This is a genomic window from Methylobacterium sp. Leaf469, assembly GCF_001424745.1.
In the GTDB taxonomy this organism is placed as follows: Bacteria; Pseudomonadota; Alphaproteobacteria; order Rhizobiales; family Beijerinckiaceae; genus Methylobacterium.
Genome location: NZ_LMRE01000001.1, coordinates 701,985 through 728,940 on the forward strand (window position 1 = coordinate 701,985; position 26,956 = coordinate 728,940).

Sequence of the window (26,956 nt, forward strand, 5' to 3'; positions counted from 1 at the left end):
TCCGCGCGATCGCCCCGGGATCCCGCTTCGGTGCGGCGGGCGTTCCGTGAGAGACGCGTAAGGCGACCCGTGGGCACCTCCCTCGGCCTCGCCTTCCTCGCCGGACTCCTGTCGGTGCTCTCGCCCTGCGTGCTGCCGCTGCTGCCCCTCGTCCTCGGCGCGGCGAGTTCGGAGCACCGCTACGGGCCCGTGGCGCTCGCGGGCGGCCTCGCCCTCGCGTTCGTCGCCATCGGGCTGTTCGTCGCCACCATCGGCTTCGGACTCGGCCTCGATACGGATGTGTTCCGCAAGGGCGCCGCCCTGCTGCTGGTCGGTCTCGGCCTCGTCCTGATGCTGCCCGCCGCCCAGACGCGCCTCGCCGTCGCCGCCGGCCCGTTGAGCGACCGGGTCCAGGCGCGATTCGGCGGCGTGTCCTCCACGGGCCTCGGCGGACAGTTCGGCGTCGGCCTGTTGCTCGGCGCGGTCTGGAGCCCCTGCGTCGGCCCGACCCTCGGGGCCGCCTCCCTGCTGGCGGCTCAGGGCCGCGACCTCGCCGCCGTGGCCCTGACCATGGTGACGTTCGGCCTCGGGGCCGGGCTGCCCCTCGTCGTCCTCGGCACCCTGTCGCGGGCGACGCTGCTGCGCTGGCGCGGCCGGATGATGGGCCTGGGCCAGGGGCTGAAGGCGGTTCTCGGGCTGATCCTGGCGGCGACCGGCCTCGCCATCCTGACGGGCCTCGACAAGGCCCTGGAGACCGCCCTCGTCGACGCCTCGCCCGCCTGGCTCACCGCCCTGACGACGCGGTTCTGAACACCCGCTCCTCGCGGGCGCTCGCGACGGGACGGCGCACGACCGGGCGGCAGACATGATTCCCAAGAAAGGCGAAGCATCGGGGATCTCGCGCGGTCTCGACAAGACAGCCTGCGACCCAGACACCGGGAACACAGAGCTTCGGCGCATCGTCCCGGAGCAACGGACCCGGTTGCGGTCCAGACCCATCACGCCCCCGACAGGCGAGGACTGGCGGAGCGGCGATGCGCACCGAACCGCGCCCCCCTTCTTCATCGCAGATCTTCACGAAGTTCGGATGTTTCTGGAATAGCGCGTGGTTATTCAATCGTTACGAAATCCAGCTTCGGCCGCGAATGGTTCGATCGTGGTAAACGGTCTCTTAATGAAGCCCACCCCATAACCGCCGGAGGATCAACCCGGGAATGGGGAGCAGGCACGAACGGTCATGGGAATCCCGGCATCCCTCGGTCTCCTCCTGGCGTTCGGCGCCTCGGCCCTCGGCCTTGGCGTCGCGACGGCGGCCGAGCCCGATGCCGTCTATGGCCGCCCGGTTCCGCCGGCCGAGTCGGTGTCGCGGCGGGGGACCGACCAGTTCATCGGCGGCGTACCCGAACAGGCGGTGGAGTTCCGCCCCGGCGTCGTCAGCCTGAACCTCGTCGAGGTGCCCATCGCCGTCGCCGCCAAGGCGGTCCTCACGGATGCCCTCGGCTGGGGTTATACCCTCGACGAGCGCGCCTCCGGCACCATCACCCTGCAGACGGCCGGGCCCGTGCGCCGCGAGATCCTCCTGCGGATGTTCGAGAGCGCGCTGTCGAGCCGCAACCTCACCCTGCGCCGCCGGGGCACCACGGCGCAGATCGTACCGGCGGGGCCTGCCACCGGCGCCGTGCCGGTGCAGGGGCTCGGGGCCGCCGGCGGCGGCGCCCAGGCCGTGCCGCTCCGCTGGATCGCCGCCGCGGAGATGCAGGCGATCCTCTCCTCGGTGGCGCCCCGCGACGTGGTCCTGCGGGTCGACCGCGTCCGCAACCTCCTCATCCTGTCGGGGGACGCCGCCCAGATCGAGGCCCTGCGCCAGACCATCAGCGTGTTCGACGTCGACTGGATGCGCGGGATGTCGACGGCGATCCTGCCCGTCCGCAGCGCGAATCCGGCCGCGATGGCGCGCAACCTCACCCAGATCTTCGGCGGCGAGACCGCCGGCACCGGCGACATCATCCGGTTCGTTCCCAACGAGGCGCTCGGCGCGGTCCTGGTGATCAGCACCCGCGCGGCCTATCTCGACCGCGCGCGGGACTGGGCGACGCGCCTCGAATCCGTCGCCGCCGACCGGGAGCGCCAGCTCTTCGTCTATCGCATCCAGAATCGCTCGGCCAAGGAGTTGGCCGCCGTGCTGCAGGGCGTCATCGCCGCCGAGATGGGGGGCGGGGCGAACGCAGGCGGCTACGGCGGCGGGGGCTATGGCGGTGCGGCCTATGGCGGGCTCGGCGCGGGCGGACTCGGCTCTGGCGGGCTCGGCGCCTATGGGGGCGGGGGCGGCGGTTACGGCGGGGCGGGTCTCGGAGCACCGGGGCTCGGAGCACCGGGTCTTGGCGCCGCCGGTCTCGGCGCGGCGGGCTTCGGCGCGGCAGGTGCCGGCGCGTCCGGTTTCGCAGGGGCGGGCGCGGGCTTTCCCGGGGCCGGCGGTGCGTCGGGAGCCGGCGGCTTCGGCGGCGAGGCGGGCGGGGCCGGAGCGGGCGGCATCGGTGCCACCGCCACGGGTGCGGGAGGTTTCGGTGGCGGCGCGGGTGCGGCCGGTTTCGGCGGCGGTGGCGGCGAAGCCTGGGGCGGCTCGCCCGCGACCGGGGGCGGCGTCTTCGGTGCCGCCGGACACGAGGGGGGCTACGGCGGGGGGGCCGGCTACGCGGGTCAGGCGGCGCATGCGGGGGCCATCATCGGCGTCGTCGCCGACGATGCCAACAACAGCCTCGTGATCTCGGCCACCCGCACTCAGTACGACAAGCTCCTGCGCATCCTCGCCAGCCTCGACGCGATGCCGACCCAGGTTCTCCTCGAGACGGTGATCGCCGAGGTCACCCTCAACAACGAGCTCCAGTTCGGCGTGCAGTGGTTCCTGAAGAACCAGGGTTCGCGCTTCAACCTCACCCAGGCGGCGACCATCGGTGCGGCGAGCGCCGCGACGGGCGGCACCGCCGGGCTCATCGCGGCGGCGACGCGCGGCGTCACGGGCTTCAACTACCTGTTCAACAACCCCGACTTCAGCGTGGTGCTCAACGCCCTGCAGGGCATCACCCGCGTCAACGTCATCTCGTCGCCCAACATCACCGTCCTCGACAACCGCACGGCCAAGCTCCAGATCGGCGATCAGGTGCCCATCGTGAAGCAGACGGGCCAAAGCGCGCTCGCGGGCAACGCCCCGATCCTCAACCAGATCGAGATGAAGGACACCGGCGTGATCCTCTCGGTCACGCCGCGGGTGAACAAGAACGGCCTCGTCGTCCTCGACATCAACCAGGAGGTCAGCGACGTGGTGCCGACCACCACCTCGACCATCAACTCGCCGACCATCCGCCAGCGCCGGGTCGCCACCAGCATCGCGGTCCACGACGGGCACAGCCTCGCCATCGGCGGCCTGGTGCAGGAGCGGGCCCTGATCACCAACGAGAGCCTGCCGGTGCTGGGCGACCTGCCGCTGATCGGGCCGGCCTTCCGCAACCGCATCGACAGCCGCATCCGCACGGAACTCATCATCTTCATCCGCCCGCGGGTGATCCGCGGCACCGTCGATGCCGACCGGATCAGCCAGGATTTCCGGGCCCAGCTCCGGACCATGATGCCGGTGCGCCCCGTGCCGGCGCCGATGCCCATGGCCGCCGCACCGGCCGGCCCCCCCGGCTTCCTGCGCCGGATGGTCGACTGACCCGGGATCGGGCGGAGCGGCGCCCCCCCGGTGCGGATCAGGGCCGGGGCGGCGTGATCGGGATCGTGCGCACGCGCGCCGGCACCGTCTCGGGGGCGAGCCGGAGGGCGGGCGGCTCGACCCACGACGGTGCGGCCGGTGCCGGTTCGGCCAGCACGACGGCCTCGGGCGGCGCCCGGTCCACCGCCCGCCGGCGGCGCGGCGGCTGCAGCGTCGCGGGCTCCCCGAGGAACGCGAGATCGTAGGTGCGGCCGTCCTGGCGCACGGTGACGCGCTCGGCCTGCACGGCGGCGAGAACCCACCCGGCGCGGCCCTCGCCAGGGGCGAGCCAGACGGGAAGGCCCGCCCCCTCCTCCTCGATGAGGGCGCGTCCGCTGCCGTCGCTCATGAGGATGCCGCGCACCCGGAGCACGGAGCGGATCGGCGTCGCGGGGCTGAGGTCCGCCAGGGAACCCCGCGCGGTCCAGGCCCGGCGGTCGGGATCGAAGAGCGGGCGATGGAGCGCGCCGCCGCTGTCGGCGAGGCGGACCGGCGCGGCAGGCGCCGCCACGGGCCCGGCGTCGAGGGTGGCGGCGGGCCAGACCCATGCGGCCAGCACGGCGAGGCCCGCGAGGCCCGCGAGCGCCCGGGGGACGGGACGGCTCGCGGCCAGCGCCGACGCCAGGGGGCCGAGGCGCGCCCTCATCGGCCCGTCTCCGGCCGGGGCGGCGCGTCGGCGGGCGCGAGCAGCCCGCGCACGGTCAGCGACAGGCGCAGGAGGGTCGGCCGCTCCTCGTCCGCATCGGCCGGGCTCGCGACCGCGATCTCCGCCGTCTCGGTGCGCACGCGCGGAAGCCCCCCGTCCAGCTCCGCCAGGACGCCGTGCAGCCCCTCGGCCGTCCCGCGCAGGGCCGCGTTCAGGAGCGGCAACCGCACCTGATCCGGATCCGGGACCACGGTGACATCCTCCAGGATGACGGCGCGGCCGGCGATGGCGGTCTCGATCCGGGCACGGAACGCGGCGGACACGGCGTCCGCATCGACCCCGGAGAAGGGCGTCGACGGGACCGGCCGGGCGGCGGCCGCACGGGTGCGGGCCAGGCGGTCGCGGGCCTCGGCGATCCCGTTCCCGAGTTCGCGGATCTCGGAGACCGGCCCGGCGACGGCGAGCCCCAGGACCGCGAGGGCCCCGAGGGCGAGGAGGACGGGCGCGCGCGGCATCCAGCCGGAGACGCGATCGGACAGGGCGGCGATCATGGCATCGGCTCCGGAGCCCGGTGGGGAAGCCGCACGGTCAGCCGGCGCGGCGCACCCGGCGTCTCGGGCGCGTCCAGCACCGCGGCGGGCCCGAAGCCCGGAAGGGCCGCCAGGCGGGGCAGCGGATCGGTCGCGTCCCGGACCAGCAGCGTCAGGGTCAACCCCTGCGCGTCGAGGCGCAGGGCTTCGGCCGAGACCGCATCGGGCAGGGCGTCGGCAACGGCGCTCCAGACCGGGGCGAGGGACGGCCGAGCCGCCGCACCCGCCAGGATCGCGGCGGCGCCGGCGGGAAGCGGGGCCCGGCGCAGGGATGGGGCTCCCCGCGCGTCCAGGATCGCATCGTCGAGGGCGGCCAGCGTCGCGCCGCGATGGTCCCGCACGAGAACGAGGCTGCCGAGAAGCAACAGGCCCGCGAGGGCCAGGAGCGCGAGGTCGCCGAGGCCGAGCCCGCGCAGCAGCGGCGGGATCGCCCGACGCCCCCCCGACAGGAGGTCCACCGGCATGGCGGTCGTCTCCGCGCGCCCGACGGCGACCGGACCCGGCACGAGGCCGGCCCGGCCCATGGCGGCCAGCAGCGGATCGAGGCGCACGCGCTTGATGACGACGTGGCGGACGCGCAGGGTCCGCGTCGCGGCGTCCTCGCCCTCGACGTACCAGTCGCTGTAAACGCCCTCGGCCCGGAATGGGGTCGCCGCCTCGAGTTCCTGCACCAGCACCTCGCGCATGCGCGGCAGGGACGCCGTCGGCAGGGTCAGGGTGCGGACGAAGCACTGCGCCGGATCGAGGAGGATCTTGGCGCCGAGCCCCCGGCCGCCGCCCCGGATCGCGCTCAGGCGCTCGGCGAAGTCGTCCGCGTCCGTGTCGAGGCGATAGGTGCGGGGCTCCGGCCCGCGCCGGTCGGTGAGCAGGAGGTTGCGGCCGCCGGGTTCGGGACTGAGGAGGATCCCCGTCGTGGGCCGGTCCGACCGGACCTCGGCGAACCCCGCGCGGGCGGCCCAGCCGGCGAGCCGGCCCCGGATCCCCGGGAGGTGGCCGGACGACCCGGCGGCCCGCAGGGGTGCGGAGGGCGTCACCGTGTCCATGAGATCCGCCTCCATGAACCGCGCCTTCGATCGCATCCGCAAGCGAGGGGCCGCTCCGGGAGACACGTTGTTAACCCAACGTCGGTTTCTATCGGCTTAAGAGCGACTCACGACGGCTCCTCCTCCGGGGCACCCGAGAACGGACATTCGTCATGCTGAACATCTGGGCCGGAAAGCGCCGCCCGAGGCGCGCCCGGCCCGACCGGCGGGCGCCCGAACGCGACGCCCGGGATGCGGCCCGGGATGCGGCCCGGGCGTTCGTCGCGGACCTCGCCGAGATGCAGGTGCTCGATGCCGCCGGCCTGGAGCGGGCGCTCGCCGCCCTCGACCTGCCGGGGCGGCGCCCGGTTCCGATCCTGCTCACCGAACTCGGCCTCGTCCACGAGGCCACCCTGGTCTCGGCGCTCGCCGCCTCGACGGGCCTGCCGTTCCTGCGCGACGAGGAGGTGCCGGCCGCCCCCGTCCTGCCGGCGGAGATCGGCGCCGAGTATTGCGCCCGCGTCCGGGCGCTGCCCATCGCGGTCGACGCGGACGAGCTCGTCGTCGCGGCCGTCGACGTGTTCGACAGCGAGATCGCGCTGGCCCTGGAGCATCTCACCGAGCGGCGGGTGCGCCTGTGCATCGTCGGACCGGCCGCCTTCGAGCGCGTCCATCGCGCCGTCTACGGCGACGCCGCCCCGGATTCCGAGGCCGGCCTCGACGACGACCTCGCCCGGCTGCAGGATGTGGCGAGCCAAGCCCCCATCGTGCGCCTCGTCGCCCGCCTCGTGCGCGACGCGTTCGCGCGCGGCGCCTCCGACATCCACGTGGAGGCCGAGGAGACGGACGTGCGGGTGCGCTACCGGGTCGACGGGGTGCTCGTCGAATCCGAGCGCCTGCCGAAATCCGTCCAGCTCGCCCTCACCACGCGGGTGAAGATCCTGGCCGGCCTCAACATCGCCGAGCGGCGCCTGCCCCAGGACGGGCGCATGCAGGTGCCCGATCGCGGCCACGACATCGACATCCGCGTCTCGACCCTGCCCACCGCGCACGGGGAGAGCGTGGTGATGCGCGTCCTCGACGGCTCGCGCCGGGTCGACGATTTCTCCGGCCTCGGCTTCGACGCCGCCGCCATCGCCGAGATCGGCGCCATGACGGCGCGGCCGAACGGCCTCGTCCTCGTCACCGGCCCCACCGGCAGCGGCAAGACCACGACCCTCTACGCGTCCCTGCGCGCCATCAGCGGCGCGCACCTCAAGGTCGTCACCGTGGAGGACCCGGTGGAGTACCGGATGGCCGGGATCAACCAGGTCCAGGCCCATCCGGGCATCGGCCTCGACTTCGCGGCGGCCCTGCGCTCGATCCTGCGCCAGGACCCCGACGTGGTCATGGTCGGCGAGATCCGTGACGGCGAGACCGCCCGCATCGCCGTGCAGGCCGCGCTCACCGGCCACCTCGTGATCTCGACCCTCCACACCAACTCGGCCCCCGCCACGGTCACGCGCCTCGTGGACATGGGCGTCGAGCGCTTCCTCATCGCCGCGACCCTGAACGGCGTCATCGCCCAGCGCCTCGTGCGCCGGGTCTGCGCCGATTGCGCGGCGGACGAGCCGGCCTCGCCCGAGGCCTGCCTGCGGCTCGGCCTCGACACCGCCGCGCCCCCGACCCTGAAGCGGGCCCGGGGCTGCGCGGCCTGCAACGGCACCGGCTATCGCGGCCGCATGGTGGTCTCCGAGATCATGACCCTCGACACCCCCCTGCGCACCCTCATCGCGGAGGGCGCCGACGAGCAGCGCCTCGTGGCGCAGGCCCGCGCCTCCGGCATGGCCACCCTGGCGGAGACCGCCCGCGCCCGCGTGATGTCCGGCGAGACCACCCTCGACGAGATCGGCCGCGTGTTCGAGGGGCTGGTCTGATGCCGGCCTTCGCCTACAAGGCCTACGCCCCCGACGGGCGCCTGCGCACGGGCCGGATCGAGGCGGAGGGCCGCGAGCGCGCGGTGTCCGCCCTGCGCAACGACGGCCTGCAGGTGTTCGAGATCGCGCCGGCCGCCGCCGGAGGCGTTCCGTTCTGGCGCCGCGACCTGTTCGGGCGCGACCGCATCAACGATGCCGGCCGCATCGGCTTCCTCAAGGAATTCGGGACCCTGCTGGGTGCCGGCCTCACCGTCGACCGGGCCCTGCGCCTCGTGGAGCGGCAGGCGAGCGGGGCGCTCCGCCCCGTCCTGTCCGATCTCCTCGAGCGGGTGATGGCCGGCGCCGCGCTGTCGCGGGCGATGAGCGCGCACCCGCAGGCCTTCCCGCCCGACATGATCGACGCCGTGCGGGCCGGCGAGGCGACCGGCACCCTGGTGGGCGTCCTCTCCAGCCTCACGGCGTCCCTGGAGCGGCGCGACGCCGTGCGCCGCCACCTCACCTCGTCGATGGTCTACCCGGCGATCCTCATTCTCATGGCGATCGGCACGCTGGCCATGGTGATCGGCGTTCTGGTGCCGGCCCTGGCCCCCCTGTTCGACGGCACCGGCAAGCCCGCGCCCCTGGCGATCCGCGCCGCGTCCGCCCTCGGCGACGCCCTGGCCGCGTGGTGGCCCGTCCTCCTCGGCGGCGTGTTCGTGACGGGGGCGCTGCTGGCGAAGTTCTGGGCGAATCCCGCCTTCGCGGCCTTCCGCTCGCGGACGGCCCTGAGCCTGCCCATCGTGCGGGAGATCGTGGTCGGCGCCGAACTCGGCCGCATCTGTCGGGTGCTCGGGACGCTCCTCGAAGCGGAGGTGCAGATTCCCGACGCTGTGGCGGCCACCCGGCCGCTGGCGCGCAACGGCCTGTTTCGCGAGTCCCTGGCCCAGGCCTCGCGCCGCCTGAGCGAGGGCGGCAGCCTCGCCTCCGGCCTCGCGGGCTTGCGCCCCTACGCCGCCTCCACCCTCAACCTCATCGCCAGCGGCGAGCAGGTGAACCGCCTCGGCACCGTACTGCTCCACGCCGCCGAGATGCACGAGACCCGGACCCGCGAGCAGATCGACCGATTGCTGGCCCTGCTGACGCCCCTCGTCACCGTTACCATCGGCGGCCTCATCGGCGGCCTGATCATCTCGGTGATGAGCGCGATCCTCAGCGTCGGCGACCTCGCGCAATGACGGAAGGACCGGCCCCGGGAAGCGCCGGGATCAGGCGCGGGCGCTGACCGTCTCGATCATGCGGGCGATGGACCCGACGGAGTAGAAATTCTTCGGGTTCAGCTGCGCCGGCGGGATCATGATGTCGAACTCCGCCTCGACGGCGATCATCAGGTTGACGAGGTCGAGGGACGAGAGCCCCACGTCGACGAGGGGGTCTTCGGGCTGGAAATCCCGCGCCTGCGACTGCTGCGCCAGGATACCCTTGGCGAGGTACATGGTCCGATCTGTATAGTTAATGGTATCCAAAGCAGGGCTCATGACGATGCGTCCATGTTGAAGCCGGGTCCGCGCACAGAGGCCACGCAACCGCGACGGTCGTCCAGCATCTTTGGATCGCCGCCCAGCGCCGGTCAACGTTCGGTCGAATCCGAGCGTTATTGGCGTTAATTTTAATCATATCCTCAGGGTTCCGATTCCGCTTCCACAAATAAGCGCGCCTTAATGTCTTCCCTATATTGCTGCATCCCGTGCCGGACAGCACGTTGGGCCCTCGGGTTCCGTGGCACGTGCCGTGACTGAACCGGAATGCTTGCGGGCGGAAGGCTCGGAAGCGGAATGCTTTCGAGGATGACCATGACGATCCAGCAAGGAGCGATGTCCGCCGGGGCCGTGGGCGAGGCCGCCGATCTGCAGGCCCGGGCCGCCGCCGTGGCGGCCGTGGCCGCCGCCCACGCGGAGGCGGTGGACCGCGAGGGCCGCTTTCCGGACGAAGCCCGGGACGCCATGCGGACGCACCGCCTGCTCGGTGCGGCGATCCCCATCGATCTCGGTGGCGAGGGCGCCTCGATGCAGGCGCTCGCCGACATCTGCTACACCCTCGGACGCGCCTGCGCCTCCACGGCGATGATCTTCGCCATGCACCAGACCAAGGTGGCCTGCCTCGTCCGCCACGGCCGCGGCGCGGCCTGGGTCGAGGCGGTGATGCGCCGCATCGCCAGCGAGCAGCTGCTCATGGCGTCCTCCACCACCGAGGGAAACAACGGCGGCAACGTCCGTGTCTCGGCGGCCGCAGTGGCGCGGGACGGCGAGGACATCGTCCTCGACCGCGCCGCTACGGTGATCTCCTACGGAGCGCAGGCCGACGGCATCGTCACCGTCGCGCGCCGGACGGACGAGGCCGCCGCGTCGGACCAGGTGCTGTGCGTCTTCCTGAAGGCCGATTACACCCTGGAACGCCTCGGCGGCTGGCAGACGCTCGGCATGCGCGGCACCTGCAGCAGCGGGTTCCGCCTCCTCGCCCGCGGCCGGGCCGAGCAGGTGCTCGCCGCCCGCTACGCCGACGTCCACAGCCAGACCATGACGCCGGTCTCCCACATCCTGTGGTCGAGCGCCTGGACGGGCATCGCGGCCGGGGCCGTCGACAAGGCCCAGGCCTTCACCCGCACGGCCATGCGGGGGGCCGGCGGCGTCGCCCCGCCCGGCGCCCTGCACTACACCCGCGCCGTGTCCGGCCTGAAGCAGGCCCGCGCGCTCATCGGCCAGAGCCTCGACCGGTTCGAGGCCGCCACCGGCGATCCCGCCGCCCTCTCGGCCCTGGATTTCCAGACCGCCATCACGATGCTCAAGGTCGAGGTCTCGGAACTCGCCGTCTCGACGGTGATGAGCGCCATGCGGGCCAACGGCCTCGCCGGCTACCGGGAGGACGGCGACTTCGCCATCGGCCGGCACCTGCGCGACGTGCTGTCCGCGCCGATCATGATCCACAACGACCGCATCGTCGCCAACCTCGCCACCGCCACCCTGATGGCGCCCGTCGCCGCCTCCCTGCGCGACTGATCGTCGAGACCCGTCGCCCTCCCGCCGAATCCGCCTTTCGCGAAAGTCGAGTCCCATGAACATGAATGTCGGCCGCGCCCCGGCCTCGCCCCCGGCCACGGATCCCCTCGACGCCCTGTTCGACACGATGTTCCGGCCCATGGACGCGCAGGGCGTCTACGCCCGGACCGGCGCCTACGAATCGGTGGTGGAGGCCCTGACCGCGCTGATTTCGTCCAAGCGCGAGGCGGACACCGAGGTGTTCCGGTTCCCGCCGGTGATGAGCCGGGCGCATCTGGAGCGGCACGGCTACCTCAAGAGCTTCCCGAACCTGCTCGGCTGCGTCTCGTGCCTGGAGGGAACCGAACAGGAGATCCTCGCCAAGGCCGATCTCCAGGCGAAGGGCGGCGACTGGACCAGCGGCCTGGAGACCGCCGACCTCGTGCTCACCCCGGCGGCCTGCTACCCGGTCTATCCCATCGCGGCCGCGCGCGGCGCCGTGCCGGCGGCGGGCTATCGCTTCGACGTCGCCTGCGACTGCTTCCGCCGCGAGCCCTCCCCGCACCTCGACCGGCTCCAGTCGTTCCGGATGCGCGAATACGTCGTCATCGGCACGCCCGATCAGGTCGCTGAATTCCGCGAGCGCTGGATCGGCCGCGCCACGGCGATCGCCGACGAACTCGGCCTGCCCTACGTGATCGAGCAGGCGAGCGACCCGTTCTTCGGGCGGCTCGGCCAGATCAAGGCGTTCAGCCAGCTCGAGGCCGCCCTGAAGTTCGAGCTGCTGATCCCGCTGCGCGGCGAGGCCGCCGGCACCGCCTGCATGAGCTTCAACTATCACCGCGAGCATTTCGGCACGACCTGGGATCTGCGCCACGCCGACGGCGAGCCGGCCCATACGGGCTGCGTCGCCTTCGGCATGGACCGCCTCGCCGTGGCGATGTTCGCGACTCACGGCGCGGCCATCGCCGATTGGCCGGTCTCCGTGCGGGCGGCCCTGTCGCTCTGAACCGAACCCGATCGAAGGCGAGCGTGATGGGCCTCGACCCCGCCGTGCGGCGGTTCCTCGACATGATGGCGCTCGGCGGCACTGGCGCGCGCGGCGTCGCCGAACGACGCAAGGGCCAGCAGGTGCTGGCCCAGCTCGCGGGCGCGACGCCCGTCGCCGTCGCGGCGCGGGATCTCGTGCTCGATCTCCCGTCGGGGCCGTGCGCCGCGCGGGCCTACGCGCCCCGCGACGCCGGGGAGACGGGGCCGGGGCTCGTGTTCTTCCACGGCGGCGGCCTGGTGTCGGGGGACCTCGACACCCACGACGCCATCTGTCGGATCCTCGCGGACTCGGCCGATTGCCGCGTCGTCGCCATCGCCTATCGTCTCGCCCCGGAGCACCCCTACCCCGCCGCCATCGAGGATGCGGTGGCGGCGTTCGCCCACGTGGCGCAGGCGGCGGAAGCCTTCGGCCTCGACGCGAGCCGCCTCGGGATCGGCGGGGATTCGGCCGGCGCGGGTCTCGCCGCGCGGACGACCCAGATGTTGCGCGGCCGCGCGGCCATCGCCGGTCAGCTCCTGATCTGCCCGGTCCTCGATCTCACCTGCGCGACGGAGTCCCACCGCGCCTTCGCCACCGGCCACTTCCTCGACGCCGAGACCGTGCGCCACGACATCGCCGCCTGCGGCGTCGCGGACGTCGTGGCGGATCCCCGCGTCTCGCCCGGGCGCGAGCCGGACCTGACGGGCCTGCCCCCGGCCCACATCCACACGGCGTCCCACGACATCATGCGCGACGACGGCGCCGCCTACGCGGCCCGTCTCGCGGAGGCCCGCATCCCCGTGGTCCACACCTGCCACGCGGGCATGATCCACTACTTCTACGGTCTCGGCCGCCTCATCCCCACGGCGCGCCCGATCCTCGCGGAGATCGGTGCCGCATTCGGCGCTCATCTGCGCGGCGATCCGGCCCGAACCATTCCCCAATCCCCGCACCGGAGAGCATCATGAGCGTTCGTTCCACCCTCGTTTCCGAGATCGAAGCCATCACCCGCGATCACGACAAGGCGATGCCGCCGCTGACCGACGACCTCGTGCTCCTCGACACGCCGTTCGATTCCCTGTGCTTCGCCCTGCTGGTCGCCCGCATGGAGGATCTCGTCGGCGTCGACCCGTTCAGCACCCTGGAGGTCGCCGACCTACCGGTGACGCTGGGCGACCTCGTGGCACTCTACGAGCGCGCCGCCGTCGCGGCCGCGGCCTGAGCCGATGACCCTGCGTGACCGCCTGACGCGCGCGGGCAGCCTCGACGGCTTGTTCCTCTCGGACCGAACCGCGCGCCGGTCGCTTCCCGCCCTGATCGCGTCCCAGACCCGGACCGACCTCACGGAGCGCCTCGCCGGGCGCGCGGTCCTCGTCGCCACGGGCGGCCAGATGAACGCCGCCCTGGCGATGCTCGCCCTCGACGGGCTGGTGGGCCGGATGGTGCTGGCCCCTCCGGGCCTCACGGGAGAGGAAGCGGCGCAGATCCTCGCCACCGCCGAGATCGACCTCTGCGTCACGGACGCGGCCTGTCCGTTCCGGGCGGCGCTGAACGGGCTGCCCTGCGTGGAGGCCACGGAGGCGGCCCTGGCCGCTCCGCTCCCGGCCCCCCGCCCGACCGAATGGGTGCTCGCCACCTCGGGCACCACGGGTGCGCCGAAACTCGTGGTCCACACCCTCGAGGGCCTCGCGGGCGGGATCAACGTCGCGGCGACCCCCGAGCCCGGCACGGTCTGGAGCACGTTCTACGACATCCGCCGCTACGGCGGCCTCCAGGTGTTCCTGCGGGCGATCCTCGGGCCGACGCCCCTCGTCCTGTCGGAGGCGGACGAGCCGGTCCGCGACTACCTCGTGCGAGTGGCCGAGGCCGGGGTCACCCACATCCTCGGCACGCCCTCGCACTGGCGCCTCGCCCTCATGAGCACGGCCCTCGACCGCCTCGCGCCGCGCTACGCCCGCCTCTCCGGCGAGATCGCCGACCAGGCGATCCTCGACCAGATGCGCGCCGCCTTTCCCGAGGCGCGCATCGCCCACGCCTACGCCTCGACGGAGGGCGGCGTCGGCTTCACCGTCGAGGACGGCCGCGAGGGGTTTCCCGCCGGGTTCGTCGGCGCGCGCACGGGCATCGAGATCGTGGTGCGCGAGGGGACCCTCCAGATCCGCTCGCAGCGCACGGGCCGGCGCTATCTCGGCGCCGACGCCGCCGCGCTGACCGACGCGGACGGGTTCGTCGACAGCGGCGATCTCGTGGAATTGCGCGGCGCGCGCTACCACTTCCTCGGCCGGCGCAGCGGCATCATCAACGTCGGCGGCGCCAAGGTTCAGCCCGAGGAGGTCGAGACCATCCTCAACAGCCACCCCCGCGTGTCCATGTCCCGGGTCCGGCCGCGGCCGAACCCGATCCTCGGCGCCGTGGTCGAGGCCGAGATCGTCCTGCGGGAGGATGGCGGCGCACCGGACGATCCGGCCGGCCTCAAACAGGCGATCATCGCCCATTGCCGGCCGCATCTGGCCAAGCACAAGGTCCCGGTCAGCGTGAAGTTCGTGCCCGCCCTGCCGATCTCGGCCGGCGGCAAGCTCCTGCGGGGCGTCTCGTGACCGGGCCGAATCCGACCGAACCGACCCCGACCCAGCGGCGCACCGTCATCGTCACGGGCGGGAGCCGGGGCATCGGGCTTTCCATCGCCACCGGCCTGGCGGCGGAGGGCTTCCGGGTGGTGGCCGTCGCACGCCGCCCCTCGGAGGCGTTCGAGGCCGCGGCGCGGGCGGCCCCGGACGGGGCGATGCATTTCTCGGCCTGCGATCTCGGGCAGACCGAGGCGCTGCAGCCCCTGGTGCGGGGCATCCGCGCCGCGCACGGCCCGATCTACGGGCTCGTCAACAACGCGGCCATCGGCACGCCCGGACTGCTCGCCACCATGCCCGACCGCGAGATCCACGACCTCGTGCACATCAACACCGTGGCGCCGATGCTGCTCACCAAATACGTGGTGCGGGGGATGATGGCGGCGGGCGCCGGGCGCATCGTGAACGTGAGCTCGATCATCGCCTTCACGGGCTACAACGCGCTCTCGGTCTACGCCGCCACCAAGGCCGCCTCCATCGGCTTCACCCGCTCACTCGCACGGGAAGTCGGCCGGCTCGGGGTCACGGTGAACGCCGTGGCACCGGGCTTCGTCGAGACGGCGCTGACCGAGGGGATGGACGCGGCCGAGCGCGGGCGGGTGGCCAACCGCGCCGCCCTGCGCCGCCTCGCCGACCCGGAGGATGTGGCCAACGCCGTCGCCTACCTGATGTCGGACAAGGCCCGCAACGTCACCGGCACGGTTCTCACCGTGGATGCCGGCAGCACCGCCTGAGCCTCACGCGCTCCGGGGACGGACGCGCTTCACCATCCGGCGGGGCGAGACGCGCGGGGCCCGGGCGGAGCCGTCGATGAATTCGAAGCCGCCGGCGGCGTTGAGCGAGTGCAGCCGCGAGCCCGGCCAGAGGGGGCCCGCCTCGATCCGCGACAGGAAGCTCTGGGCGAAGCCGTCCTCGTCGAGGCGGTCGATCCGCATGAGTCCGAGGGCCCAGCCGTAACCGCGGCTGCAATCCTGGACCGGGCGCACCGCCTGCCCGTCATGCACCACGACGCGGCCGGCGGGCCGCGCGGCGGCGGTGTCGACGAGGACCGGGTTCGCCCGGTGCGGCGCCCATGGTCCGCGGAAATCCGGCGCGCTCCAGAGGTAGAGCGCGTCGGAGAACGAGCCGTGCCCGAGGGGGGCCGCCGCCGGTGCCTCGCGCACGGTGGCGAACAGCCACCAGCGGCCATCGTGCTCGAACAGGGTCGGGTCGCTCGCCGCGACGTCGGCGACGAGGGTCGCCTCCTTGACCCAGCCGCCGGGGAAGTCCGTCGCGCGGTAGAGGTCGATGGTGCCGGCGGCGCAGCACTCGGGCACCATCCAGACGGCGCCGTCGCGCGCGAAGACGAACGGATACGACAGGTGGTGGGCGGTCTCCAGCACCCGGACGGGCGTGCCGACGGGCCCGGTCTCGTCGAAGGCCACCGCGGAGATCACGCCCTTGGCCGAGGCGTGATCGTACTCCTCCACGAACAGCCAGCACCGGCCCGCGTGCACGATGGGGAAGGGATCGGCATAGAAGCGTCGTCCGTCGTCGGGGAGTTCGTGCCAGCCCGAATCCGGGTGGCGGCCCAGGGCGACGAGGTCCGGTCCGTCGAGGCGTCGCCAGCCGATGCGCCAATGCGGGGCGCGGTAGCCGAGGTGATAGAGGCGCCGCACCGCGCTGCCCACGGCGATGCGGGCCGCGCGCCGGGCGAGGTCGCGGGCGCCGAGACCCGCCCCGGACGCGGGCGGCGGCGAACCGGCGGGGATCGGCGCCGCGCCCCCCACGAAGGCGGCGGCGATCATCGTCACCGTCCGGGCGAGCCCGTCCTCGAAGGTGGTGCGGACGACGCCCCGCACTTCCGTGCCGAGGCGCGCCTCGCAGAGGACGCGGCCATCCGCGACGAGGCTTGCGACCGGCACGCGGCCGGCGAGCAGGCTCGCCAGAAGCGCCGCCTCGCCGGGTTGTCCGTCGTAGAGGAGGCGCCAGACCGGGACGCCGTCGGGCGCATCGCAATCGCCGCCTAGATCGATGACGCAGTCGGGCCGCACGGCCGCACGGTCGGCCGAGGCCAGCCACGGCAGAGCCGCCGCCTCGGCCTCGTCCAGGCGGGCGGCGGGACCGCCCGGCGGCAGGCCGTGAAACAGGGTCTCGATCCGGAACAGCCGGTCGGCGTTGGCGGGCCACGCGGCCACGCGCGAGCGGGCATCGACCACGACGCGGCAGCCCGGCCGGGCACCGAGGCGCGCGACCAAGGCGGCGTGCCACCCGCGGGGGCCGCGCCCGTCGAGGCAGAGCCTTACGAGCACGACGGATCCCGCAGGCGGATCGGGTTTCGAAGGCCCGACGAATTTCGAAGGCCCGATGGATCTCGAAGGCACGCCAGGTTTCGCATCGTCGTCACTTCCGCTGCCGGGGCATCCCGGTCCACCGCGCGACCGGGCGCATCGACGGGCGGGGTACGGGCGCTGCTCGGCGGGATGGGCCGAGGGCCGGATCGCCGGCGGCCCGTGACGAGCCTGCGGAGACGAAGTAAACTTTCCCTTTCCGGCTGAAGTCTTCCCCAATTCTTCACGCCCCGCCGACGAAACGGGCGCGGGACGTGACGATCAATTAAGCATCGATCGATTAACTCTGGGCACGGGCGGGAGCCGGGCCCGCTCCGGGTCGGGCCTTCACCGACGTTTGACCTCCTTCGCGCGGAGTATGGGCCGGGTCGCGGACGCATGCATGGAGTTCCGCCTGTGAACCATCAGTGGCCAAGCGTCCGACCGGCCGAGCGCGACGCGGGCCGCGCGGCCGTGCTGATGCCCTACGTCGCCGACCGGCCCGAGACCGTGGGCAAGGACACCGCGGCCGACATCGGCGACCTCTGGCGCATCGTGGTGCGCCGCCGCTGGATCGTGCTCGCGACGACGGCGGCCTTCACGGTCGCCGCCCTGGTGTACGGCCTCCTCGCCACGCCGCTGTACTCCGCGAATTCGCAGCTCCTCATCGATCCGCGCAACCGGCAGGTGGTCAACCACGACCTCAACGAGAGCGCCGCCGCGGCGGATGGCGGCGTCACCATCGTGGAGAGCCAGGTCAGGGTCATCGAGTCCGACGCGGTGCTCCTGCGCGCCATCGCGGAGGTGGGCCTGGAGGACGATCCCGAATTCGGCGCGCCGGCGGCGGGCCTGGTGCAGCGGACCGTGCAGAGCCTGAAGGATACGCTCCTCGGCCCCTCCGAACCGACCCTGCGCAACCACAAGACCCTCGCCCTGCAGAAGCTCCGGCGCAAGCTCGCGGTGAAGCGGGCCGACAAGGTGTTCGTCGTCGACATCGTCGTGACGGCGTCGACCCCCGACAAGGCCGCCGACATCGCCAACGCCATCGCGCGCGCGTACCTCGCCGACCAGGCCGAGGCCCGCTCCAACGGGGCCAAGCGGGCCGCCGGCGAGCTGCGCGACCGTCTCGAGGGCCTGCGCGCCGACGTCGGCGCGGCCGAACGGCGCCTCGAAGCGTTCAAGGCGGCGAACGGGCTGATCTCGTCGAGCGGCCGCCTCGTCAGCGAGCAGCAGCTGACCGACAGCAACGCCCGCCTCGTCGCCGCCCGCGACCGCACGGCCGAGGCGAAGAGCAAGCTGCAGAACATCGCCACGGCGCGGGGCGCGGCCTTCGACACCAGCACCCTGCCGGAGGCGATCCGGTCGCCCACCGTCGAGCGCCTGCGCGCGCAATACGCCGAGCTCGCCGCCAAGGAGGGCGACCTGCGCACGCAGCTCGGCCAGCGCCATCCCTACATGGCCGCCATCCGCACCCAGATGGGGGACGTCAAGCGTCTCATCGATGCCGAGCTCGCCCGGATCACCAAGGCGGCCGAGATCGACGTCCAGCGCGCCCGGGCCGCCGAGCGCCTGCTCACGGACAACCTCGAGACCCTGCGCGGCGAATCGGTCCAGACCAGCAAGGCCGCGGTGCAGCTGCGCGAACTCGAGCGCACGGTCCAGGCGAGCCGGTCGGTCTACGACACCTATCTCGTGCGCTCCCGGGAGATCGCCGAGCAGGCCACCATCGATACCGCCAACACGCGCGTGATCTCCTGGGGCCTGCCGCCGGAGGAACGCAGCTGGCCCCTGCGCGGCTTCCTCCTGGCGGCCGGTTTCGTCGGCGGCCTCGGCGTCGGGGTCGGCGTCGCGATGGTGAGCGAGTACCGCCGGCCGACGCTGCTCTCCGCCCGGCAGTTCGAGCGGCTCTTGAAGGCGCCCGTGCTGGCGACGTTCCCGCCCGCGCCCGCGTCCGACTCCGCTGCCTGTCAGAAGGAGGCCACCGTCGCCCTCGACACCCTGCGCAGCCACGGCAGGGTTCAGACGAGCGTGAATCCGAAAGGCATGACTCCGAGGAGCATCGGGCAGAACGGCATGGAGCGCGCCCTCATCGTCGCCGTGGCGGCCGGTGCGGGTGACGGCGCGGCGCAGAAGGCCGTGATCGAAGTCCTGTCGGCCACGGCGGCGGCACAGGGAGACCGGGTCCTCACCATCGAGGCCGATCTCGGCGGCCGAAGCCGCGGCAGGAGCGGGCTCCTCGACGTGCTGAGGGGCGAGAAGGGCCTCTACACCGTGGTCTCCACGGATGCGGCCACCGGCGCGTGCTGGCTCGGGATCGGCAACGGCAACAGGGCGACGCGGGGAACCTTCGACCGCGCCAAGGTCGAGGCATTCCTCAACGAGGTCGGCGAGCGCTTCGATCTCGTGCTGATCGATTGCGGCATCCTCTCCTCCAACACGCGCCTCGGCGCCGTGGTCGGCGCGGCGGACCGGCTCGTGGTCGTGGCCCGGGCCGGACGCACCCTGCAGGCGGACCTCGTCGACCTCGACCGGGTCGCCGCGGCCATGGGGCGACCGGCCTTCGGCGCCCTGCTCATCGACGACCGGGCCTGAATGTCGAGCCGCGAGGGGTTACGCGGCGAGGTCGCCGGGCGGGGCGGGAGCCCCGGCTGGAGCCCCGGCGCCCGCGCGCGCCTCCGGGCCCTTCCGGACCCTGCCGTCGCGGTCCTGACGGTTCTGGTCTTCTGCCTCTCGGGCGGAATGCTCTGGACCATCGCCGGCATCAATTACGACGGCCTCACCGGCTCGCCCGTCCAGAAGATCCATCCGGCCACCTACGCCGCCGTCCTGCTCCTCGCGTGGACGCTCCTGCGTGCCGGCAATCCCGTGGCCAACGCGGTCACGATCCTGGAGCACAGGCCGGCGAGCGCGTTCCTCGGCCTCATGGGCACCGCCCTCGCCCTCCAGATCAGCCTGCGCGGCGGCGCGGGCATCGCCGGCGCCATCGACACGTTCCTGCTGCCGAGCCTGACGCTGATTCTCCTCGGCGGCTGCGACGGGCGCAGCCTCGCCCGGCTGGAGACCCTGGTGCACGTGCTGATGGCCGCGAATGCGAGCCTCGGCCTCGTCGAATTCGTCGTCGGCGGGCCGTTCTTCCCGTTCCGCCTCGACGGCCTGCTTCTCGAGAACGACACCCGCTCGGTGGCCCTGCAGGGCCACCCCCTGACCAGCGCGACGCTCACGGCCTGCTACGTGATCGCCCTGGCGGCGGGCGGCGGGTCGCTCGATGCCGTGCGGCGCCTCGCCATGCTCGGGTTGCAGACCGTCGCCCTCGTCACCTTCGGGGGACGCTCGGCCATCGTCGTCACCCTGGCCCTCGGCGGCATCCTGGCCGGCCGCGGCCTGATCCGGGCCGTGACGCGCGGGCGCATCCCGCTGCTCGCCGTCGCGGGCGCCGCCTTCGCCATGCCGCTGTTCGCCCTGGCCCTGGCCGGCCTCGTCGGCCTCGGCTTCTTCGACGCCCTCATCGGGCGCTTCGTCGACGACGGCGGCAGCGCCAACGCCCGCGTCCTCGTCGTCGAGCTGTTCAACCGTCTGTCCTGGCGCGAACTCGTGGTCGGCCCGGACCCGACCATCATCGACAGCCTGCGCCGCATCAACGGCCTCGCCCTGGGGCTCGAGAACCCCATCGTGCGGATCGTCCTCTACCAGGGCGCGATCATGACCGCCCTGCTCACCGTGGCCGTCGCGCTGTTCCTGGTCGAGCTCGCGCGCCGGTGCCGCCCCGGCATCGCCATGCCGATGATCGCCTTCGTGTTCCTCGTGAACACCTACGAGAGCCTCGGGGGCAAGACCACCCTGATGGCGAAGTTCGCCATCCTCCTCGTCGCCCTGTACCGGCCGACGCCGGCTTCGCGCCGCGCCGGATAGGCTCGCGTCAGGGCGAAGAGGTCCCGGATGGCGATGCCCCGGATGGCGATGCCCCGGATGGAGCCCCCCCGGGTGGAGCGGGGAGGCCGAGGGCGCCGAGGAGCGCCGGATCGAGGCTCCGCGTCTCGCCCTGCACGAGGCCCATGCCGTCGAACAGGTTCCAGAACGCCCAGGGGAAGCCCGCCGCCTCTGCGCTCCGGCGCACGTCGCCGACGTAGCGCGCCCGGTCGGCCGCCCCCGAGGCGACGTAGCGGTGATCGCTGCGCAGGGCCCCGAACTCGCCCAGGAGGATTTCGCCCGTCGGGATGCCGTGGCGCAGGGCCCAGGCCCGCACCGGGGCGAGCCCCCGGTCGAGGAAGCCGCGATCGGGCCGGGCGGCGAAGTATTCCGCGAGCTTGAGTTCGGTCTCGGCGTAGGCCGTCGCCTTGCGGGCGGCCGGGAGCGCGGCATCGCCCGCCATGCGGCGGCGAACGGCCGCGAGGGTCGCGTCGAGGCGGCCGGCGGAGGCCGGCCACGGCACGGCGTTGAGGGCGCGGTAGACCGGCTCGTCCATCCAGGGCGCGCCCTGGTGGCTGAACAGGTAGGGCTCGTAGAAGTGGAAGGTGTAGAGCAGGGGCCGGAACGCCGTCAGGGCGGCCGGATCGAGGGCGGTGAGCCCGTCGACCAGGCTCCCGCAGGCGCCGGTGGCGACGAGGGTCAGGGCGGGCGCGGCGGCCCGCGCAGCGCCGAGGAGGCCGGCCTGGATGCGCCCCCACGCCTCCGCGCCGCAGGCCTGGGGCGGCTCGTTCACGGGCTCCAGGGCGACCCGGCCCTGCGGGTGGCGCGCGAGGGCGCGGGCGAGTTCCGCCACGAGGTCGCGGTAGGCGTCGAGCAGGGGCGCGTCGGGGCCGCCGTACAGGGCCTCCGGCGTGTAGTGATGCGTCGCCGCGTTGGCATGGAGGTTGAGGACCACGGTGAGGCCCTCCGCCAGGGCCATCGCGACGGCGGCGTCGAGCATGCCGAACAACACGGCGCGGGTCCGGCCCGTGAAGAACAGGAACGGTCCAGGATCGATGGGCAGGCGCACGAAGTCGAAGCCCGCACGCGCGAGGCCGGCGAGGTCCGCCCGGGTCGGGACCGGGCGGTCCGGATCGAAGGCCGGCCAGGCGTAGTCCGTGCGCGGGGCCGGGTACTCACGGGTGAGGGAGAACCACGGCCAGAGGTTGATTCCGCGACGCAGGACGACGGGCTTCGCCGACGGGGTCTCCCTCGGCGCAGCAGGCCCGGGCGAGACCGGTCTGGCCCGCACGGGCTCCCGCCCCAGGGCCGCCGGCATGGGGTGTCCGGCGAGGCCGCCGGCCGCGAGTCCGGCGGCGATCACGCCGCGCCGGGTGGGCGGCACGCGCCCGGTCATCGGCCCCGATTCTCCCGCGGACCTAGACGGAGGTCCGCGACGCACCGGAGCCGAGGCGTGCGGCGGCGACCTCGGCGGAGCGGACGGGCACATGCGGCGCGCCGACCTGGCGGATCATGGTCTCGTAGGCTTCGAGAATGTCCGTCCACGTGAAGTTCAGGGCCTGGCGGCGCGCCCCCGCCCGCGCCCGGTCCAGGGCCGCGTCGTCATCAAGGAGACGGGTGATCTCGGCCTCGCACCCGTCGGCATCGCGAAAGTAGCTCTGGTCCGCGCCGGCGGTGACGCGGTTGAACGGATTGTCGTGGGCGATGATGGCGCTGCCGGCCCAGAGGGCCTCGACCAGGGACGGGTTGGTGCCCCCCACCGTGTGCCCGTGCAGGTAGGCCCGGGCGTGGAAGCGCAGGGCACCGACGATCCCGGCCTCGTAGATCGCCCCCGGGAACACCACGTCGGCGCTCGCCGCGGCCCGGATCCGCCGGTGATAGGGATTGTCGTCGCGCAGCTCCCCGACCACCACGAGCTTGGCGTCCCGACGCTTGCGCGAGAACGCCTCGACGATGGTCAGGATGTTGTTGTCGGGTTCGATCCGGCAGATCGAGACGAGGAAGCGTCCGGGCTCGACCCCGAAGGCGGCCAGCGGCGCGCGCGGAGCGTCGGTCACGGGGTCGCCCCCATACGGGATGGTGCTGATCGCACTGCGCGACCGGCGGGTGGCGACATGGTCGGCGATGGCCGGATGGTCGGCGACGAGGTGGTGCGACGACCAGGCGGCGATCCACTCGTTGACCCAGAACCAGGCCCGCACGGGCAGGGACCATTTCGGCCGGCGCCACTCGATGCCGTCCATGTTCGTGATGATGCGGCGCTTGGCGAGGCGCAGGAGCGGCAGGAACACGGCGCCGTTGTAGCCCAGCACCAGGCTGACCGCGTCGCGCTCGGCCGCGTGGCGGACGCATCGGTAGTCGAAGTCGAGGGTCGCCTTGGGGCCGCGGGTGGCGACCTGCACGTGGATGAGCTCGATGCCGCGCCACGTCTCGCTGCGGAACCGCTCGGTCACCGTCTCGACCTCGTCCTGGCAGTAGACGCCGACGGACCAGCCGCGCGCGACGAGGAACAGGGCCAGGCGCTCGGCAAACGTCTCGAAGCCACCGTGATCGGCCGGGAGTCCGCGCGTTCCGAGTATCAGGAGCGCGGGAGCGGGCGGGGTGGTCATGGAATGTCACCTTTGCCGGATTTGCAGGATCGTGCCGGGGTTTCACGATCGACCGCCGTCTGTGCGCGGGCATGCCCTCACGGCACCGTGCTGTGTCATTCTTTAACAAAGGATCCATAGAGACCGATCCAACGAGGTCTGTCCTGATCTCTCCGGCGACGCCCGATGTCGGAAACGATCCGTGTCGGAAACGATCCTCGGCATCCCGGGAAGAGTTCCCCCATGCGTATCACGTGCGTTCACCAGGGGTTCGAACTCTACGGGTCCGACCGCAGCTTCATCGAGACGGTCCGGGTGATGCGGGCGACGTGGCCGGACGCCGTCATCGACGTGGTCCTGCCGCGTCACGGCCCGATCGTCGCCGCCCTGGAGCCCCTGGCGAGCCGCATCCACGTCGAGCCCCTGTGGATCCTGCGCCGCCGCGACCTGCCACGGCTCGCGACCCTGGGTCTCCTGACCCTGCCGGTGGCCGTCGGCCGCGCGATGCGGCGGATGGCGCGCAGCGACCTCACCTACGTCAACACCTCCGTGGTCACCGACTATCTGCTGGCGGCCCGATTCTTCCGCCGACGCTGCCTCGTCCACGTCCACGAGATCCCGCAAGGCCTGGTGCGGACCGTGCTGCGCGGACTGATCGGGTGGGCCGGCTGCGGCGTCATCTTCAATTCGCGGGCGACGCAAGCCGCCTTCGCCCCCCCGCCGGGCCGCCCGGGGACCGTGGTCTACAACGGCATCGCCGATCCCGGCCGGCCGAAGGCCGCGACGTATCGGGGCGACCGCCCCTTGCGCGTGCTGATGCTGGGCCGGATCAGCCGGATCAAGGGCCAGGACGTCATGGTCGAGGCCCTCGCGCGCTTGCCCCGGGGAACCCGCGACCGGATCGCGGTGCGGATCGTCGGCAGCGCCTTCGAGGATGAGGCGCGGGAGCACGCCCTCGCGGCGCGCATCGCGGAAGCCGGCCTCGCGCGGACCGTCGAGCGGCTGGCGTTCACGCCGGACCCGGCGGAGCATTTCGCCTGGGCCGACATCGTCGCCGTGCCCTCGCGGCTGCCGGAATCCCTGGGCCGGGTCGCCATCGAGGCCATGGCCTCCGGCATTCCGCCCGTGGTCTCGGACATCGGCGGCCTGCCGGAAGTGGTGGAGGACGGGGTCACCGGCTGGCTCGTTCCGCCGGGCGACGCCGCCGCCCTCGCCGAACGCCTCGCATTCCTGGTGAGCGAGCCCCAGGTCTGGGCCGGTTTTCCCCGGGCCGCGCGGGCGCGCTACGCCAACGTCTTCACCGAGGCGGCCTCGGCCGCCGGCATGGTGGCGTGCTTCCGCGGGGTTCTCGAGGGCGGCGCCCCGCTGGATCAGGCCAGCGGCAGGCTGCCGAAGCGGCCGAGCCGGTAGACCAGCGCGTCCGCGTCCTCGTTCGCGATCCGCACCTCGCCCACGGCACCGAGCAGGATCGCGTGGCTGTGGCGCTCGATCACCTCGTCGAGGGTGCAGTCGAGGATGGCCTGTGCCCCGGCGAGGCCCGAGGCCCCCGACGGCATGGCGACCCAATCGGCATCGGCGTAGCGGGCCGCGCCCTTGAGGCCGCCGATTCCGGCGAAGCGCTCGGCCACCGCCTGGTGCCCGGCCCCCAGGATGTTGATGCAGAAGTGCCGCCGGCGCGCGATGACGGGCCACGCCGAGACCGCCCGGTTGATGCAGACCAGCATGGTCGGCGGCTCGACGGAGAGCGAGACCGCCGAGGTCGCCGTCAGGCCGACGCGCTCCTCGCCGGAGCCCGCCGTCACCACCACGACGCCGCCGGCGAGGCGCCGCATGGCCCGCTTCATCAGCGCGGCGCCGGCGAGCGGCGGGACGTCTCGGACCGGACTGCTCAATGTGCTCTCCTGCCCGGGCACCGCGCCCGCTCTCTGTTCATCCGCCGCCGGCCCGGGAGACGCGATCCCCCGGTCGCCGCGCGGCGCGACGGACTCACTCTGTTTCAGGGGCCGGCGCCCGCGTCACATGGGAAAATCGCCGCGCGCCTTCATCCGGATTCGTCGTGCGGCATACCCCATTTCGTCGCGCTGGCTACCCGTTCAGGTCCGCACGGGCGCGCGCCCGTTCCGAAGCCCCGTCCGCGCGGGGGCCGCCGGATCGCCCTCGCGGGGCGCCTCCGCCTCCGACACGATGGCGGCGGCGGCCAGCACGGCACCGTCGGCGCGGCGTGCGAGGCGGCGGAAGTTGAGGACGTACCACAGGCAGCTGGCGAGTTCAGAGGCGATCAGACCCAGCAGCGCCGTGTGCGACGGCAGGCTCAGCAGCATCGGGATCATGATGGAGAACCCGAGCAGGGCGGCGCCGATGGCGCCCCAGGCGATGGAGCGGAACGCGGCCGAGGCTTCGAGGTAGGTGCGCGGAATCGCGTAGAGCAGGGAGATCGTCGTCACGGCCCAGATTCCGAGCCCGATCCAGGCCATCGGCTCCTGGCCGAACCGCCCCTTGAAGAGAACCTGCTCGATGAGCGGCAGGGCGAACCACATGGCCGCGCCGTAGACGAGGCAGCCGAGCGCGATCACCGCCGTCGAGCGGACGACGATCCGGTCGGCCTGCCTGGCCTGCCCGGTGGCGAGCAGCCCGGTCACCTCCGCCAGGACCATGTTGACCAGGGCGTTGGTGGGGATGCGCAGGGGGGCGAACAGCACCAGGGTGGCGGCGATCGGCGCGTAGGCCGCCGGGCCGACGATGGCGGCGAAGGCCAGGGTCAGGCCCTGGCCCTGGACGATCATGCTGGTGACCCCGGTCAGCGACCACAGCAGCGTCCGCCAGAGGCCGACGTAGCGCCGCCACAGGGACCGGCGCAGGGTGATCCGGAGGGGCTGACGCAGGGCGACGTAGGAGACCACGATGCCGCAGGCATGGGCGAAGGCGAGGGCCAGGAAGGCGTGATCGAGGGCGGACGCATCACCCGCGTACAGGATGGCGAGGGTCAGGGTCAGGCCGACGCCCGCATAGACCCCGTCGCTCATCCCCGCGATCCGTGCGGATTTCCGGGCGAGCAGCACGAGGCGCAGGTAGCTGCGGAACGCGTAGAGGGCGACGAACGCGCCGGCGCCCAGCGCCCCGGCGACCCCCATGACGGGGATGAGGAGCGCCAGCGCCAGGGCGGCCATGCCGAGGCAGAGCGCCAGGGCGCCCGAGCCGAACACCACGTCGTAGCCGCGCTCAGCCGGCCGGCCGAGGCTGCGGGCGATGTGCAGGGTCGCCGGGACGGCGACGAGGGCCCGGATATAGGCGAGCCCCACGGCGCCCCCGGTGAACACGATGGCGAACAGCCCGTAATCGTGCTGGCTCAGGATCCGCACCAGGGCGATGTTCAGGGCGAAGTGGAACAGGCTCTGGATCAGCTCGCCCGACAGGATCACGGCGAACCGGCCGCCGAACCCGCCCCGCGCGACCGGCGGCGCGGCCGTCTCGCCCACGGGGCTGCCGGCCGCACGGGGCGCGCGTCGAGTCGGCAAAGCGGATTTCAACGCTCGGATCATGATGCAACGGTTCGCGTGGGCTCGCGGGTCTCAGGTTCGCGTGGGCTC

Annotated in this window: 22 protein-coding genes; 13 read left to right on the top strand and 9 right to left on the bottom strand. The window is 73.1% G+C overall.

The window, feature by feature from the left end; all coding sequences use genetic code 11:
* Positions 1 to 69 precede the first annotated feature (69 nt).
* Positions 70 to 789 carry a cytochrome c biogenesis protein CcdA gene (locus tag ASG60_RS03360; protein ID WP_056306466.1) on the top strand — a complete coding sequence of 240 codons (720 nt, stop codon included), beginning with the start codon at positions 70 to 72 and terminating at the stop codon, positions 787 to 789.
* Between the two features lie 427 nt (positions 790 to 1,216).
* The gene (gene gspD, locus ASG60_RS03365; RefSeq protein ID WP_056384221.1) at positions 1,217 to 3,688 is read left to right on the top strand and encodes a type II secretion system secretin GspD; all 2,472 of its coding nucleotides are present in this window, start codon (positions 1,217 to 1,219) and stop codon (positions 3,686 to 3,688) included.
* A gap of 37 nt (positions 3,689 to 3,725) precedes the next feature.
* On the opposite strand, the gene ASG60_RS03370 is transcribed toward gspD, so the two are convergent.
* From ASG60_RS03370 to ASG60_RS03380, 3 genes are read right to left on the bottom strand one after another with little or no spacing between them, the layout of a single operon-like run.
* Complete coding sequence (locus ASG60_RS03370; protein WP_056384222.1) at positions 3,726 to 4,373, bottom strand: hypothetical protein; 648 nt, start codon at positions 4,371 to 4,373, stop codon at positions 3,726 to 3,728.
* Positions 4,370 to 4,924, bottom strand: coding sequence for a GspMb/PilO family protein (locus ASG60_RS03375; protein WP_056384223.1), 555 nt, complete (start codon positions 4,922 to 4,924; stop codon positions 4,370 to 4,372). The genes ASG60_RS03370 and ASG60_RS03375 overlap by 4 nt, the downstream gene beginning before the upstream one ends.
* Entirely contained in the window at positions 4,921 to 6,048 is a 1,128-nt protein-coding gene (locus ASG60_RS03380; protein WP_156398772.1) for a hypothetical protein, read from the bottom strand. Before ASG60_RS03380 ends, ASG60_RS03375 begins: the two co-directional genes overlap by 4 nt.
* 110 nt (positions 6,049 to 6,158) lie before the next feature.
* Here ASG60_RS03380 and ASG60_RS03385 point away from each other — a divergent pair, with 110 nt between their 5' ends.
* Together ASG60_RS03385 and ASG60_RS03390 are read left to right on the top strand one after the other, a co-directional pair.
* Positions 6,159 to 7,901, top strand: a complete 1,743-nt coding sequence (locus ASG60_RS03385) for a GspE/PulE family protein (protein ID WP_056384225.1) — start codon at positions 6,159 to 6,161, stop codon at positions 7,899 to 7,901.
* Positions 7,901 to 9,115, top strand: a complete 1,215-nt coding sequence (locus ASG60_RS03390; RefSeq protein WP_056165776.1) for a type II secretion system F family protein — start codon at positions 7,901 to 7,903, stop codon at positions 9,113 to 9,115. Before ASG60_RS03385 ends, ASG60_RS03390 begins: the two co-directional genes overlap by 1 nt.
* A gap of 30 nt (positions 9,116 to 9,145) precedes the next feature.
* Here ASG60_RS03390 and ASG60_RS03395 read toward each other — a convergent pair whose 3' ends face one another.
* On the bottom strand, positions 9,146 to 9,415 hold the full coding sequence (locus ASG60_RS03395; protein ID WP_056165773.1) for a phosphopantetheine-binding protein: 270 nt from the start codon (positions 9,413 to 9,415) through the stop codon (positions 9,146 to 9,148).
* A 336-nt stretch (positions 9,416 to 9,751) separates the two neighbouring features.
* Between ASG60_RS03395 and ASG60_RS03400 the strand changes: the two genes are divergently transcribed.
* The 6 genes from ASG60_RS03400 to ASG60_RS03425 are packed head-to-tail and all read left to right on the top strand — an operon-like array spanning position 9,752 to position 15,300.
* Positions 9,752 to 10,933 carry an acyl-CoA dehydrogenase family protein gene (locus ASG60_RS03400; protein ID WP_244473666.1) on the top strand — a complete coding sequence of 394 codons (1,182 nt, stop codon included), beginning with the start codon at positions 9,752 to 9,754 and terminating at the stop codon, positions 10,931 to 10,933.
* Positions 10,934 to 10,988: 55 nt separating this feature from the next.
* On the top strand, positions 10,989 to 11,921 hold the full coding sequence (locus ASG60_RS03405) for an amino acid--[acyl-carrier-protein] ligase (protein WP_082483687.1): 933 nt from the start codon (positions 10,989 to 10,991) through the stop codon (positions 11,919 to 11,921).
* 26 nt (positions 11,922 to 11,947) lie between these two features.
* Entirely contained in the window at positions 11,948 to 12,910 is a 963-nt protein-coding gene (locus ASG60_RS03410; RefSeq protein WP_056165770.1) for an alpha/beta hydrolase, read from the top strand.
* Entirely contained in the window at positions 12,907 to 13,164 is a 258-nt protein-coding gene (locus ASG60_RS03415; RefSeq protein ID WP_056165768.1) for a hypothetical protein, read from the top strand. Before ASG60_RS03410 ends, ASG60_RS03415 begins: the two co-directional genes overlap by 4 nt.
* Before the next feature lie 4 nt (positions 13,165 to 13,168).
* Positions 13,169 to 14,539, top strand: a complete 1,371-nt coding sequence (locus ASG60_RS03420) for a fatty acid--CoA ligase family protein (protein ID WP_056384226.1) — start codon at positions 13,169 to 13,171, stop codon at positions 14,537 to 14,539.
* Positions 14,536 to 15,300: an SDR family NAD(P)-dependent oxidoreductase gene (locus ASG60_RS03425; RefSeq protein ID WP_056264873.1), complete on the top strand. Its 765-nt coding sequence runs from the start codon at positions 14,536 to 14,538 to the stop codon at positions 15,298 to 15,300. Before ASG60_RS03420 ends, ASG60_RS03425 begins: the two co-directional genes overlap by 4 nt.
* 3 nt (positions 15,301 to 15,303) lie before the next feature.
* On the opposite strand, the gene ASG60_RS03430 is transcribed toward ASG60_RS03425, so the two are convergent.
* Complete coding sequence (locus tag ASG60_RS03430; protein ID WP_056384227.1) at positions 15,304 to 16,857, bottom strand: hypothetical protein; 1,554 nt, start codon at positions 16,855 to 16,857, stop codon at positions 15,304 to 15,306.
* Positions 16,858 to 17,292: 435 nt separating this feature from the next.
* Between ASG60_RS03430 and ASG60_RS03435 the strand changes: the two genes are divergently transcribed.
* A complete protein-coding gene (locus ASG60_RS03435) occupies positions 17,293 to 19,467 on the top strand; it encodes an exopolysaccharide transport family protein (protein WP_244473099.1) in 2,175 nt (724 codons plus the stop codon).
* The gene (locus ASG60_RS03440) at positions 19,468 to 20,784 is read left to right on the top strand and encodes a VpsF family polysaccharide biosynthesis protein (protein WP_210168484.1); all 1,317 of its coding nucleotides are present in this window, start codon (positions 19,468 to 19,470) and stop codon (positions 20,782 to 20,784) included.
* Positions 20,785 to 20,791: 7 nt separating this feature from the next.
* On the opposite strand, the gene ASG60_RS03445 is transcribed toward ASG60_RS03440, so the two are convergent.
* Complete coding sequence (locus tag ASG60_RS03445) at positions 20,792 to 22,177, bottom strand: cellulase family glycosylhydrolase (RefSeq protein WP_244476558.1); 1,386 nt, start codon at positions 22,175 to 22,177, stop codon at positions 20,792 to 20,794.
* A gap of 22 nt (positions 22,178 to 22,199) precedes the next feature.
* On the bottom strand, positions 22,200 to 23,390 hold the full coding sequence (locus tag ASG60_RS03450; RefSeq protein ID WP_056384228.1) for a DUF1972 domain-containing protein: 1,191 nt from the start codon (positions 23,388 to 23,390) through the stop codon (positions 22,200 to 22,202).
* A gap of 222 nt (positions 23,391 to 23,612) precedes the next feature.
* Here ASG60_RS03450 and ASG60_RS03455 point away from each other — a divergent pair, with 222 nt between their 5' ends.
* Entirely contained in the window at positions 23,613 to 24,779 is a 1,167-nt protein-coding gene (locus tag ASG60_RS03455; RefSeq protein ID WP_056384229.1) for a glycosyltransferase, read from the top strand.
* Here the strand turns inward: ASG60_RS03455 and ASG60_RS03460 are convergent.
* Positions 24,740 to 25,213: a flavin reductase family protein gene (locus ASG60_RS03460; protein WP_056165752.1), complete on the bottom strand. Its 474-nt coding sequence runs from the start codon at positions 25,211 to 25,213 to the stop codon at positions 24,740 to 24,742. The genes ASG60_RS03455 and ASG60_RS03460 overlap by 40 nt on opposite strands.
* 249 nt (positions 25,214 to 25,462) lie before the next feature.
* Positions 25,463 to 26,845, bottom strand: coding sequence for a hypothetical protein (locus ASG60_RS03465; RefSeq protein WP_200947644.1), 1,383 nt, complete (start codon positions 26,843 to 26,845; stop codon positions 25,463 to 25,465).
* Positions 26,846 to 26,956: the final 111 nt, after the last annotated feature.